Below are 14,048 nucleotides of genomic sequence, written 5' to 3' on the forward strand. Positions count from 1 at the left end.
GATGGTCTCGGCCTTCGTCGTTCACGAGCTAGCCGGTCGATTACGGCTGAGAATTCCCGAAAAGCGCAATGATTCGGCCTTTTTTGCCGCTCTCGCCGAACGTTTAGCCGAATGTCCGGGCGTTACCAGCGTCAAGCTCAATGCGTTTACCGGTAGCGTTTTGCTGCTTCACGCCGCGGAAACGAGTGCAAGCGATGTTGCAAGGTATGCGGAGCAAGCCGCTTTATTTTCCGTTAAACCCTTGTCGGCCACACCCGTCCGCACGCTGGGTCAGCACGCAACCAAGGGTCTCAATGCATTTGACCGCAGCCTTACCACCGCGAGTGGCGGGCTAGTGGATTTGCAGTCGGCCTTTTTTCTTTTGTTGGTGGGATTGGCTGTTTATCAGGCGAGACGCGGGCAGATTCTGGTGCCGGCGGTTTCCATGCTTTGGGAAGCGATCAGTCTGGTCGGTTCGGACAAAATCGGCAAACACTAGCCGGAAGCGCGCGTACTCTTTGTCGGATGTTGCAGACCATCTGAGGGAGCTGAAGGCGCTAGCTTAACCGCTGATGCAAAGGGCTTTTGCGGGGAAAATGCGCTTTCAAGAATTCCATTTGATCGCTCAATACCCGGCGTCCTTGTAGGTAGACATATTCCGCGTGGGTTGGGGTGAACGGAATGGCTAGGAGTTGCATGCCGGCTTGTTCCGGGGTTCGTCCGGCTTTATGGTTGTTGCAGCGCTTGCATGCGGTTACGACATTGTTCCAGGTGTCGGCGCCTCCGACGCTGATCGGAGTGATGTGGTCGCGGGAAAGGTCGCTATGGTGAAATCGGTGGCCGCAGTAAAGACAAAGATTGTTGTCGCGGCGGAATAGGGCAGGATTGCTTAGGGGCGGAACGTAGTTGGGATCGATGCCGTAGCCGTTGTTATGGTGGTGGTGTGTGGCGATGATCGAATTGACTTCGATGAGACTGCGGCGCCCCGTCTTGGCATTAATGCCACCCCGCAGCGTATACAGGTGGGTACCGCAGCTATAGGCTACTTCACCTAGATGATAAAGCTTTGCCGCCTCTTGGTAGCCTATCCATTCCAGCGGCATGCCAGAGGCATCGGTACGTAACACCTGTAGATGATAAATCTCCATAGATCCTCCATCGTTCGATTGTTGTCTTTCATTGCAGAATGGTTAAACACTTGATTTCCGGTTGCTGTCGTCGGTCGACTTATGCACAGTGTATTCAATTTGTTTGTCAAGGAAAAATTTGAATCAGTGCTGCCGCGATTAGATTTTTTTGTGACCAAATAAGGCATTGATAAAATTATAAAAAATAAGTTTTGGTCAAAATCTTTACAATTTAATGAAAGTCTAGTCTTCATGCATTTTTCGGCAACATCCCGACATCTATTCCACAAAGTTATCCACAGAAACTGTGGATAAGCAAGATTTTGCTTTTCTGCTAAGCGTGTTGCGGTTTTCCCGATTCTACCCGGGATTTGTGGCAGTTCGTTGAACATGACGAAAATTCTTAAGATCGCTGTTTCGGTGCCTTTGCGACGTCTGTTCGACTATCTTCCTCCTTCAGCTTCCGATATTCAGAGTTTGAAGCTTGGCGTCCGCGTCGAAGTTCCCTTCGGCCGTCGCCGAAAAATTGGCGTATTGATGGACATTGCGGAAGAATCGGAGGTGGACCGTGGACGTTTGAAGGAGGCGTTAGCGATACTCGACAGCGATCCCTTGCTGTCTTCCGACGATCTCCGGTTGCTCAACTGGGCGAGCCGTTATTATCACCATCCTATCGGTGAGGTCGTCGCAGCGGCTCTGGCCGTCCTGTTGCGCAAGGGCAGTGCGGCCGAGCTCGCGGGAGAACGGGTTCTTCGCCTGGTCACGGAGGACTATGCTTTCGCGGCGCAGTCATGCAAGAGAGCCCCTCGCCAAGCGGCGTTGATCGGATTGCTCCGCGAGCATCCGAACGGCGTTCCTCATAGTCTTTTGAGCGAACTGGATTGGGACTGGCGCGGTGCTGTAGACGGCCTGGTTCGGAAAGGTTTGGCGTGCTGGTGCCAGAGCCGGGAAGCGCAAGTACCTGCCCACAATTCACTCAAATCTCCTCCTTTCGATCTCAACGAGGACCAGCAGCGCGCAATAGCCGCCGTTCGGGAGGCCATGGGCGCGTACGCCGCTTTCTTGCTGGAAGGCGTGACCGGCAGCGGTAAAACCGAAGTGTATCTGCAATTGACGCAGGAGGTTTTGGCGCGAGGCGAGCAGATCATGATCTTGCTGCCGGAAATCAATCTGACGCCTCAGTTGCAAGCCCGCTTTCGCAGCCGCTTCTCGGTTCCGGTCGCGATATTTCATTCCGGGCTCACGGAAACCGAGCGCTGCCGTTCCTGGCTACAAATGCAGCGAGGGGAGGTGAGTATTCTGCTCGGTACCCGTTCCGCCGTCTTCACCCCGATGAAGTCGCCGGGGATGATCATTCTGGACGAGGAGCACGACACTTCATTCAAGCAGCAGGATGGCTTCCGCTTCTCGGCGCGCGACGTGGCCGTCATGCGAGCCCGGCTGTTCAACATTCCTATTCTGTTGGGGTCGGCCACGCCGTCTTTGGAAAGTCTCTGCAACGTATCGCAGGAGCGGTATCGGCATTTGCGGCTTCTTCATCGCGCAGGCGGGGCGCTCCAACCCAGCTTCCGATTGCTCGATATTCGAGGGCATCGCTTGCGGGAAGGGCTTTCGCCGGCACTGATCGCGTATATTGCCGACACATTGAGCCGCGGCGAGCAGGCGCTGTTGTTCGTCAATCGGCGCGGTTTTGCGCCGACTTTGATTTGTCACGCCTGCGGATGGGTCGCCCGTTGCCGACGTTGCGACGCGAACTTGGTCGTTCATGCCGGTGACGGGCGTCTGCGTTGCCATCACTGCGGGTTCGAACAGTCCTTGGCCCGTTCTTGTAACGGCTGCGGCAGTGAAGACCTTCGCCCCTTGGGGCTCGGGACCGAGCGCGTGGAGAACGCGTTGGCAGAGTTGTTCCCAGGCGCCCGCATAGTGCGCATCGACCGCGACAGCACGCGGCGCAAAGGACGATTGGAAACGCTTTTGAACGACATTCACGAAGGCCGGATGGATATCCTGATCGGCACCCAGATGCTGGCGAAAGGCCATCATTTTCCGCGGGTCACGCTGGTCGGAATCACGGACGTGGATTCCGGCCTCTACAGCACCGACTTTCGTTCCGGCGAACGGACTGCGCAATTGATTATTCAAGTAGCGGGCCGCGCCGGGCGGGAAGAACGAATGGGCACCGTCGTTTTGCAGACTCGGCACCCTGGCCACCCATTGCTTCATGTGTTGATCAGGGACGGCTATTCCGGTTTTGCAAAAGCCTGTACGGACGAGCGCCGAGCGGCGCAGTTGCCCCCCTTTACCTATCAGGCGCTATGGCGGGCGGAGGCGACCGACATCGATGCGCCGCGAAGCTTCTTGGGGCGAGTTGCCGATCTTGCGAACGAGCGACCGTCGCCCGAATTGTTGGTGTTGGGGCCGGTTCCCGCACCGATGGCGCGGCGGGCCGGACGGCAGCGTTATCAACTGCTGTTTCAATCCGCCAGGCGCAATCTGCTGCACGGACTTATCGAGTCACTACTGCCGTTGATTTCGGAACTTGATGAAGCCAAGCGAGTCCGTTGGTCTATAGACGTCGATCCGGTCGACCTTTATTGATAGCGGCTAGTGGCGCCGTTTACAGGTTCGCTTGATCTTGGCTTCTTTTTCTCCCGGACTCCAATTAGCATGGCGCTGGAGTCGAGTGTCGCGACGGCCTTGGGTTTCCCAAATACCACTCACAAGACATGCGAGGAATCTATGTTCCCATTACGAGACGAAAATCCGATTGTCAGGAGGCCAGTGGCGACGATTGCGATAATCGGGCTGAATATCGCCAGTTGGGTTTTTGTTCAAGGCTTGGGTAACGGCGAGCCGCTGGCGTGGTCCTTGTGCAATTATGGCTTGATCCCGGGTGAGCTGTTCGATCGTGTACCGGCCGGAACCGTCATTCCCCTCGGAGAAAATCTGGGCTGCGAGCTGACCGGGGACACGTCCGTCCTGACCCTGGTGACCCATATGTTCCTCCACGGCGGGTGGTTTCACATCATCGGAAATCTCTGGTTCCTTTGGGTGTTCGGCGACAACGTCGAAGACTCGATGGGGCCGATACGGTTCGTTATTTTTTATCTCGCATGTGGCTTGGCCGCCGCCGGCGCTCAGATCTTCACCGATCCGGCTGCGGCAATACCCATGGTGGGTGCGTCCGGCGCGATCGGAGGGGTGATGGGAGCGTATGCTCGGCTCTATCCGAGGGCCAGAATAGTGACGCTGATCTTCCTCGGATTCTATGTGACCACTGTGGCTTTGCCTGCCATTGCCATGCTGGGATATTGGTTCTTCATCCAGATCGCAGGTGGACTCCCAGCCCTGCAAGAGGCCGGCGGTGGCGTGGCGTTCTGGGCACACGTGGGGGGATTTCTGGCTGGCCTGATTTTGGCTGGTCCCATGCATCGACCGGATTATCTGGCTCAGCATCTTCGGCATGCGGCGGGGCCGTATGACCGCTACTGATTTTCAGTCTGTCGACGTTCTGCCGAGAGCGAGCCTTACGCCGGCTGCCGTTTTCTGAGCATAGGGCGCATATCCACCAGGGCGACGATCAGGAGGTAAAGCCCGAGGAATGCCGTGCCGACCGTCCAGGACGTCAAGCCGCACGACTCCACCAGATCTTTGTGTCCGCCGTACAGCAATAATCCGAGCAGGAGATAGCCCACGATCTTTCCTAGCGGATAACGCACCGGGTAATAGTATTGACCGAGAGCGTAGGAAATGACGGTCATCGTGGCATAACACGCCAGCGTCGCCCAGGCCGAGCCCATGTAGCCCATGATCGGAATCCACCATATATTCAGCCCGATGGTGAGCGCGGCGCCGATCAATGACACCCATGCCCCCATCAGGGTTCGATCGGTGAGTTTGTACCAGATCGACAGGTTGACGTAGATGCCCAGAAACAGATTGGCCAAGAGCAAAATGGGCACGACGTCTAGCCCTTGCCGGTATTCCGCGCCGACGAAGTACTTGAATACGTCGATGTACAGGGTCACCACCAGGAAGATGAATACGCAGAAGATCACGAAATAATTCATCACGAGGGCATAAGCGCGCTTCGCGTCCGCCCGTCCGGCGTATGCAAAAAAGAAGGGTTCGCCTGCATACCGGAAGGCCTGTATGAAGAGCGACATCAGGATCGACAGCTTGTAGCACGCGCCATAGATGCCCAGCATGCGCAGATTGGTCGCAAGATCATAGGGCAGCAGAAATTTCAGGATGGCGCGGTCGAGCATTTCGTTGACCATCCCCGCAAATCCGATCACCACCATCGGCAGAGAGTAAGCCAGCAAGCTCTTCAGAAGTCGCGAATCGAGCCCATGCCGCAAGCTTTTGAATTGCGGTAGGAGTAATAGGAGCTTGAACGCGCTGGCCGCGAGATTTGCCAGGAAGATATAGCCGACACCGATAGCCGGATCGTACAAACGCGCTCCAAGCGAGTTCGGCCAAAGCTCCTCGGCCTTTTTGCAATAAATCAGGAAGAACAGGTTGAGTCCTATGGCGAGTACGATTTCGATCAGTTTGATGCCGGCAAAGCGCCAAGCCCGGTTCTCGGAGCGCAGCTTGGCGAACGGCAGTGCCGAGACGGAATCGAGCGCCAGAATCGCACCGAACCACACCAGATATTCCGGATGCTCCGAATAACGGAGCAGCGCCGCAAGCGGTTCGCGAAACACGACGATTCCGGAGACAAACGCCAGGTTCGCCAATATCAAGAAGACGAGCGCCGTCGAGTATACGGTGTCCGACCGGAGTTCTTCCCGGTTGCTGAAGCGGAAAAAGCCCGTTTCCAGGCCGAACACCAGGAGTACGGCGAAAAAGCCGGCGTAGGCATAAAACTCCGAAACGATGCCGTATTCCTGCGCCGGAAACGTATAGGTGTACAGCGGAACCAGCAGATAGTTGAGGAATCTGCCGATGATGCTGCTCAAGCCGTAGATGACGGTTTGCGAGGCAAGCTTGCGGAGAGGGTTCAAAAGTTGATGCGCCGGCGATGTTTGAAGGCCGTCATTTTATGGCGAGTCCGGATGGACGCCAAAATCTTGTGCGGTTTCTCATGCGTTCCAACCCGTGTCACGACGTTCTCGTTTAAGAGTTGCCGTTTGTGGGAAGTTTTCGCGAATTCATAGATGTTCGCGTCGGCATTTGCATGGTTTTTCGGATAAAAGTAATCAAATTATGCTCATCTAAGCTTGTCAAACTAAAATTGGTTGTTTTCGAAGCAAAGTCAATGATGAAGGCCGAGTTTTAATCGGCCTTGTTTCTTAAGTTCATCAGCTAACAAACAGCGAGGTAAGCCCATGGCGTCTTTTATCGCGGAACACCCACTCGAGGCCGACGAGCTGCAAAAACTCGATGCCTACTGGCGGGCGTGCAACTACCTTGCGGTGGGCATGATTTATCTGAAGGACAATCCTCTGCTGAAAGAGCCTTTGCAGCCGGGGCATATCAAAAAGCGCTTGCTCGGTCATTGGGGCTCCAGTCCCGGCTTGAGTTTCAGCTACGTTCATCTCAATCGCCTAATCAATAAGTACGATCTTGATGCGATTTTCATCACCGGCCCCGGTCATGGAGCGCCAGGCGTATTGGCGCCGGTTTATCTCGAGGGTACGTACTCCGAAATCTATCCGAATAAAAATGAAGACGAAGAGGGGATGCGTCTGTTCTTCAGGGAATTCTCGTTTCCAGGCGGAATCGGCAGCCATTGCACGCCGGAAATGCCGGGATCGATCCATGAAGGGGGAGAGTTAGGTTACAGCATTTCCCATGCCTTCGGTGCGGCGTTCGATAACCCCGATCTCTTGGTTACCGTAATGGTCGGCGATGGCGAGGCAGAAACCGCAGCTCTCGCAGCCTCCTGGCATTCGAATAAATTCCTCAATCCGGTTCGGGACGGTGCGGTACTGCCGATCCTCCACCTCAATGGATATAAGATCAATAATCCGACCGTCCTGGCGCGCATTTCCCATGAGGAACTGGAGCAGCTGTTCGCGGGATATGGATGGACGCCCTATTTTGTCGAGGGCAGCGATCCGGAAACCATGCATCAAGCGATGGCGGCTACTTTAGAACATTGCGTGCTCGAAATTCGTCGGATTCGGCAGGAAGCCCGCCAGGGCGGTGGCCTGAGCCGCCCGCGGTGGCCTATGATCGTGCTGCGCAGCCCGAAGGGGTGGACAGGACCCAAGACGGTCGACGGCCACAAAATAGAAGGTTTCTGGCGTTCGCACCAAGTGCCGCTCGCAGGAATCGCCCAGAATCCGGAGCACCTCAAGATGCTCGAAGAATGGATGCGAAGTTATGAGCCGGAGAAACTGTTCGATGCCACCGGCCGCCTCGTTCCCGAGTTGAAGGCTCTGGCTCCCAGGGGGAATCGGCGCATGAGCGCCAATCCCCATGCCAATGGTGGCTTGCTCCGTAAAGCTTTAAGGATGCCCGATTTTCGCGATTATGCGGTCGAGGTGCCGAAACCTGGTTCCGTGGAGTCGGAAAATACGCGGCCCCTCGGACGCTTTTTGCGCGACATTCTGGCGCTAAATCCTAGTAACTTCCGGGTATTCGGTCCGGACGAGACCACTTCCAACAAGCTGGATGATGTGTACGAAGCCAGCAAAAAAATGTGGCTGGCCGACTACTTGCCGGAGGACGCCGACGGCGGCGAATTATCGCCGGAGGGGCGTGTTATGGAAATGTTGTCGGAGCACACGCTGGAGGGCTGGCTCGAGGGCTATCTGCTTACCGGGCGGCACGGATTCTTCTCGACCTATGAGGCCTTCGTCCACGTGATCGACTCGATGTTCAACCAGTTCGCAAAATGGCTGGATATTGCCAACGACATCCCCTGGCGCGCTCCCGTATCTTCCCTGAACCTCTTGATCACCTCTACCGTATGGCGACAGGATCATAACGGCTTCACTCATCAGGATCCGGGGTTTCTCGATCTCGTGGTCAACAAGAGCCCCGAAGTGACCCGTATTTACCTGCCCCCCGACGTCAATACGCTCCTATGCGTGGCGGACCATTGCCTCCGAAGTACCTATAACGTCAACGTGATTGTTTCGGACAAGCAGAAGCATTTGCAGTATTTGGACATGGAAGCAGCGATAAAGCATTGCATCAAGGGCCTGGGAATCTGGGATTGGGCGAGCAACGACCAGGGTTCGGAGCCGGATGTCGTCATGGTGGGTTGCGGCGACATCCCAACGAAAGAGGCGCTAGCGGCTGTCATGCTCCTGCGCGAGCACTTCCCGACATTGAAGATCCGTTTCATCAATGTGGTCGATTTGTTCAAGCTGCAGCCTGCAAGCGAACACCCCCACGGCCTTAACGACCGCGATTTCGACAGTCTCTTCACCTTGGATAAGCCGATTATTTTCAATTTCCACGGGTATCCGTGGCTGATCCATCGCCTCTCTTACAGAAGAACCAATCATAAGAACCTGCACGTGCGAGGGTATAAAGAGAAAGGAAATATCAATACCCCGCTGGAATTGGCCATCGAGAACGAAATCGACCGTTTCAGCCTGGCGATCGATGTGATTAATCGCGTGCCGGGGCTGTTGGTTGCGGGCGCCCATGTCAAGGAAAAGCTTCGCGACATGCAGATCGAGTGCAGCAATTATGCGTATGAGCACGGTGTGGACAAGCCGGAGTTCGCCAATTGGACATGGCCTCAATAATGAGCGAGCGACGATGGCGCGGCCCGGAAAGGATTTCGTAGACGCACTCCCTCAAGCTGACTGAGAATTCATGCAGAGGAAGCTTTTGGTCCTCAACTCGGGTAGTTCGTCCGTAAAGTATCGGTTGTTTGATCTGAGTGACGAACGTGTCCTGCTGTCAGGCATTATCGAACGAATTGGAGAGACTCACACTTCTTCGCCTGAAGATGGTGGTGAGGGGCATGGATTCGCTGACCACCGTCAAGCCTTTGCCGAAGTGATGCGGAGGCTCGACGAGTCTGGCGAGTTGCCGGACCCGAACGAGCTTTTTGCAATAGGCCACCGTGTGGTGCACGGAGGGGAGACTTTCCGTTCCGCTGTCGTCGTCGACGATTCGGTCATGGCGGCGATTCGAGCGGCTGTTCCGCTCGCGCCTCTCCATAATCCGCCAAATTTGCTGGGCATTGAGGTTTGCCGCGCACTCTGGCCAGGCGTGCCTCAGGTCGCTGTGTTCGATACGGCCTTTCACCAATCCATGCCGCCTCACGCCTACCATTACGCGCTGCCGAAAAAATTTTATCGGGACGATCGAATACGCCGGTACGGGTTTCACGGAACCTCGTTCGCGTACGTCACGAAACGAGCCGCCGCCCATCTGGGGCGACCGCCGGAGTCGTGCAACTTCATCGCGTTGCACTTGGGTAATGGGGCGAGCGCTACAGCCATTAAGCACGGCCGTAGCGTCGATACATCGATGGGCATGACGCCTTTGGCGGGCTTAATCATGGGTACGCGGTGCGGCGACATCGATCCCGGCATCGTCCTCCATTTGATGAACTCCCGCAATTATTCAGCGAGAGACATAGAGTGCCTTCTAAGCAGGAACGCCGGGCTCAAGGCGCTCGTCGGGGCGAATGATATGCGCGAAATTTTGCGGCGTGCTGCGGTCGGCGGCGAAGACGCCCGGTTGGCCGTCGAAATGTACTGTTACGCGATCAAAAAATACATCGGGGGCTACTTGGCTGTGCTGGGTAACATCGATGCGTTGATCTTTACGGGCGGTATCGGTGAGCATGCCGCTCCCATCCGCTACAAAATCTGCTCGGGTCTAGAGCCGTTCGGAATCGTGATCGATGTACGCAAAAACGCAATGGACGCGTCTGAAACGTCGGAGCTGCAAGCCTCCCATGGTCGAGCCAAAATCCTAATCGTGCCGACAGACGAGGAGCTGGAAATCGCCCGCGAGGCCGCGGAAGTGATTGATGCTCGGTCCGTCGGTTCAATCGAATAGTCTCGGAAAACCATTGGTACGTGTTTTTTCACTCCTTTGCGGCTTCTTCCATTTCTTTTGGTACTGAGCTTTCGTGTTCTCTGAATTCCGGGCGGCAGGCTCGTTTGGAGTGCCCATTCCTGGCCTTTCTGCAAGAGCGCGAACGCGTGCCGGTCTCTTTTCTGTGTGTGTGCTTTTGCCCTGATTTATCGCGGCCTCAGAGCTCCAGTCGGAAAGGCAGTAGGAATCGTCGGATATAGCCTTGACAAGGCATGAATGAGTGATAGACTGCAACGCACCCTAGGAGTGGGGCATTTTGTCGCAGGGGCCCTTGGGCCAGGGGCAAGAATGAAGAAGACAAGGATGCACGACGAGGTAGCGGGGCGGCGACGCACCGCGAATGAGTACTAACTTTGGAGGTAAAACTATGGCTGCAACAACAGTTGGTGGCGTAGCAGCGCAAGACAAGCCGCTTTTGGACATGAAGTGGCTGACCTTTGCGTTCATGCTGTACACGGTCTTTTATATGTGGGTTCGGTGGTATGAAGGGGTCTACGGCTGGTCCGCCGGTCTGGATTCGTTTGCACCGGAATTCGAGACGTATTGGATGAACTTCCTGTACACCGAAATCGTACTGGAAGTGGTCACCGCCTCGATTCTGTGGGGCTACCTGTGGAAGACCCGTGACCGCAACCTGGCGGCACTGGCGCCGCGGGAAGAACTGCGCCGGAACATGACGCACCTGATTTGGCTGTTTGCGTATGCATGGGCCATTTACTGGGGTGCGAGCTACTTCACCGAGCAGGACGGCACCTGGCACCAGACGATTGTTCGCGACACCGACTTCACGCCGTCGCACATCATCGAGTTCTACCTGAGCTATCCGATCTACATCATCACGGGTGGTGGCGCGTTCCTGTATGCGCATACCCGCCTGCCGCACTTTTCGACGTCGAAAGGCTTGTCGCTGGCGTACCTGATTCTGTGGACCGGTCCGTTCATGATTCTGCCGAACGTTGGCTTGAACGAATGGGGTCACACCTTCTGGTTTATGGAAGAGTTGTTCGTAGCGCCCTTGCACTACGGCTTCGTGATCTTCGGCTGGCTGGCATTGGCCATCATGGGCGTGTTGCTGCAGATCTTTGCTAGCTTCGGAAACCTGATGGGCAAGGAAATCTGTGAAGCGGTGGATCAAGGTCTGATCGCGAAATAAGTTTGGACGGGTTGCGGCGGAGCGGCGACGGTAACCACCGATCGGCGCGGCCGCTGCGACCGGCACTGGACGTGACGATGACCGCCCGGCGGGCGGTCATCTAAAACGACAATAAATGAACTTTTGGAGGTAACTCATGAGCGCACTTCAATCTGCGGTTCGGTCTCATGCCGAAGCAGTGCAAGTCTCCAGGACCATTGACTACCTGGGGATCTTCATTTTCTTCTTTGTAGTGTGTGGTTCGTATCACATTCACGCCATGTTGACCATGGGTGACTGGGACTTCTGGTCGGACTGGAAAGACCGTCGTCTGTGGGTCACGGTGACCCCGATCGTGTTGGTGACCTTCCCGGCGGCGATCCAGGCGTGGGCCTGGGAAAAGTTCCGCAACCCCTGGGGCGCGACCATCGCGGTGTTGGCGTTGCTGTTTGGTGAATGGGTCAACCGCTACTTCAACTTCTGGGGCTGGACCTACTTCCCCATCAACTTCGTATTCCCGGCGGTTCTGGTTCCGGGTGCGATTTTGCTCGACACCTTCCTGATGCTTTCGGGCAGCTACCTGTTCACGGCGATCGTGGGCGGTATGGCGTGGGGTCTGGTGTTCTATCCGGGCAACTGGCCGATGATTGCGCCGCTGCACGTGCCGGTGGAATACAACGGCATGCTGATGTCGATTGCCGACATTCAGGGTTACAACTATGTCCGTACCGGTACCCCCGAGTACATCCGCATGGTTGAAAAAGGCACCCTGCGTACCTTCGGTAAGGACGTAGCGCCGGTATCGGCTTTCTTCTCGGCGTTCATGTCGATCCTGATCTACTTCATGTGGCACTTTGTGGGCCGTTGGTTCTCGACCATTCGGTTCTTGAAGCAGACCTAATCGGGACCGGAATCGGACGTACAAGCAAAACGCACCCAGCCTTTGAAGCGCCCTGACGCGGGGGCTTGAGAGGCGGGTACAACAGAATAGACTCGAGAGAGGAAGAACCTATGAAACTACTCAAAGACAGGATCGCCAAGTGGTCCATGGTCGGTTTGCTGGCCACGTTTGCCGCGACCAGCTTCTACGCGCCGAGCGCCTCGGCCCACGGTGAGAAATCGCAGGCGGCGTTCATGCGTATGCGTACCATCCACTGGTACGATCTGAACTGGTCGAAAGAGAAGGTGAAGGTCAACGACACCGTCGAAATCACCGGTAAATTCCACGTGTTCGAAGGCTGGCCGGAAACGGTCGCCGAGCCCGATACCGCGTTCTTGAACATCGGTATTCCGGGTCCGGTCTTCATCCGCAAAGAATCGTACATCGGTGGCCAGTTGGTGCCGCGTTCGGTGCGCTTGGAGATCGGCAAGACCTACGAGTTCAAAGTTGTGTTGAAAGCGCGCCGTCCGGGTGACTGGCACGTGCACACCATGATGAACGTCGAAGGCGGTGGTCCGATCATCGGCCCCGGCAAGTGGATCACGATCGAAGGCTCCATGAGCGAATTCAAGAACCCGGTGACCACCCTGACCGGTCAGACCGTGGATCTGGAGACCTACAACGAAGGCAACACCTACTTCTGGCACTTCTTCTGGTACGCCATTGGCGTCGCCTGGATCGTGTACTGGGTCCGTCGTCCGGCCTTCTTGCCGCGCTACCTGATGGTGGAAGCGGGCCGTGCGGACGAGCTGGTCTCGGCGGGTGACAAGAAAGTGGCGATGGGCTTTGCCGCGGCGACGATCCTGATCGTGATCTTCGCGATGTCGAGCGCCAACAGCAAATACCCGATCACCATTCCGTTGCAGGCCGGCACCATGAGAGGCATTCAGCCGATCGAAATGCCGAAGTCGACGATTTCGGTGAAGGTTGCCGACGCCACCTACCGGGTACCGGGCCGTGCGATGCGCATGAAGCTCACCGTCACCAACAACGGCAACAAGCCGGTGCGGTTGGGTGAGTTCTACACCGCGTCGGTGCGTTTCCTGGACAGCGATGTCTACCGCGACACCACCGGTTATCCGGAAGACCTGTTGGCGGACGATGGGCTTGAAGTGAGCGACAACAGCCCGCTGCAGCCGGGTGAGACGCGGACGATTGACGTCACCGCCAGCGATGCGGCGTGGGAAGTCTATCGTTTGTCCGACATCATCTACGATCCGGACAGCCGCTTTGCCGGTCTGTTGTTCTTCTTTGACGATGCGGGCGGCCGTCAGGTCACCCAGATCGACGCTCCGCTGATCCCGTCCTTCATGTAAGACCAAGGGGGCGCCGGGTCCCGGCGCCCTCAAGGCTTTACGACCGACGGTCGGCACTGAAAAGCCCTCCTTCTCTGAAGGAGGGCTTTTTTCTTTGTTTAGATCGGAGATTAATTCGGATCTCGGGTGCGCTGTGTGCGGCCTAGAGAGCTTATAACGCGGAAGGTGGCTTATTTGGGCCCAGCTGATTATCCCTCTATATTATTATGAGGGCAGGGTGTTCCCCTTAAGACTATAGGTTCCTATATCTCGGTGGGTCATAGGTTTCGCATCGCTTGTGCCGATTACCGGCTAAATGCTTCCGAATGATGCCCACGCTACCGCCGAAAATGTACCAGCTGGTAATTTACCTGAATTCTATTCACGACAGAGCCAGAATGAACTGAAGACAACCTTCAACTCCTTTCCGGCTTCTAGTGATATAATTTATACCGTTTTATCCATATCTATTGCTGGCGTAGCTCAGTCGGTAGAGCAGCTGATTTGTAATCAGCCGGTCGGGGGTTCGAATCCTCTCGCCAGCTCCATTTCGC

The 14,048-nt window shown here is 56.0% G+C and carries 10 protein-coding genes and 1 tRNA gene; 9 read left to right on the forward strand and 2 right to left on the reverse strand.

What is annotated here, in order from left to right; translation table 11 throughout:
• Position 1: 1 nt before the first annotated feature.
• Positions 2–478 (forward strand): HMA2 domain-containing protein, encoded by a 477-nt coding sequence (locus tag ACWJJK_RS00935; protein WP_454128555.1) that lies wholly within the window; start codon positions 2–4, stop codon positions 476–478.
• 58 nt (positions 479–536) lie between these two features.
• Here the strand turns inward: ACWJJK_RS00935 and ACWJJK_RS00940 are convergent, their stop codons facing one another.
• Positions 537–1,127: an HNH endonuclease gene (locus ACWJJK_RS00940; RefSeq protein ID WP_077730887.1), complete on the reverse strand. Its 591-nt coding sequence runs from the start codon at positions 1,125–1,127 to the stop codon at positions 537–539.
• A gap of 369 nt (positions 1,128–1,496) precedes the next feature.
• Between ACWJJK_RS00940 and ACWJJK_RS00945 the strand changes: the two genes are divergently transcribed.
• A complete protein-coding gene (locus tag ACWJJK_RS00945) occupies positions 1,497–3,704 on the forward strand; it encodes a primosomal protein N' (RefSeq protein ID WP_347257808.1) in 2,208 nt (735 codons plus the stop codon).
• 183 nt (positions 3,705–3,887) lie between these two features.
• Entirely contained in the window at positions 3,888–4,598 is a 711-nt protein-coding gene (locus tag ACWJJK_RS00950; protein ID WP_240502550.1) for a rhomboid family intramembrane serine protease, read from the forward strand.
• 35 nt (positions 4,599–4,633) lie between these two features.
• Here ACWJJK_RS00950 and ACWJJK_RS00955 read toward each other — a convergent pair whose 3' ends face one another.
• Positions 4,634–6,115 (reverse strand): lipopolysaccharide biosynthesis protein, encoded by a 1,482-nt coding sequence (locus ACWJJK_RS00955; protein WP_454128556.1) that lies wholly within the window; start codon positions 6,113–6,115, stop codon positions 4,634–4,636.
• Between the two features lie 324 nt (positions 6,116–6,439).
• On the opposite strand from ACWJJK_RS00955, the gene ACWJJK_RS00960 reads away from it, so the two are divergent.
• The 6 genes from ACWJJK_RS00960 (at position 6,440) to ACWJJK_RS00985 (ending at position 14,042) form a co-directional block, all read left to right on the forward strand.
• Positions 6,440–8,818: a phosphoketolase family protein gene (locus ACWJJK_RS00960; protein WP_086133484.1), complete on the forward strand. Its 2,379-nt coding sequence runs from the start codon at positions 6,440–6,442 to the stop codon at positions 8,816–8,818.
• Positions 8,819–8,888: 70 nt separating this feature from the next.
• Positions 8,889–10,088 (forward strand): acetate/propionate family kinase, encoded by a 1,200-nt coding sequence (locus tag ACWJJK_RS00965; RefSeq protein WP_454128557.1) that lies wholly within the window; start codon positions 8,889–8,891, stop codon positions 10,086–10,088.
• A 406-nt stretch (positions 10,089–10,494) separates the two neighbouring features.
• Positions 10,495–11,280, forward strand: a complete 786-nt coding sequence (amoC, locus tag ACWJJK_RS00970) for a bacterial ammonia monooxygenase, subunit AmoC (RefSeq protein ID WP_434101818.1) — start codon at positions 10,495–10,497, stop codon at positions 11,278–11,280.
• A 136-nt stretch (positions 11,281–11,416) separates the two neighbouring features.
• Complete coding sequence (gene amoA / locus ACWJJK_RS00975; protein ID WP_086132856.1) at positions 11,417–12,160, forward strand: bacterial ammonia monooxygenase, subunit AmoA; 744 nt, start codon at positions 11,417–11,419, stop codon at positions 12,158–12,160.
• A 110-nt stretch (positions 12,161–12,270) separates the two neighbouring features.
• Complete coding sequence (amoB, locus tag ACWJJK_RS00980) at positions 12,271–13,515, forward strand: bacterial ammonia monooxygenase, subunit AmoB (protein WP_086132855.1); 1,245 nt, start codon at positions 12,271–12,273, stop codon at positions 13,513–13,515.
• Positions 13,516–13,966: 451 nt separating this feature from the next.
• Positions 13,967–14,042 (forward strand) — tRNA-Thr (locus ACWJJK_RS00985).
• Positions 14,043–14,048 lie beyond the last annotated feature (6 nt).

Source organism: Methylocaldum gracile, assembly GCF_053646815.1.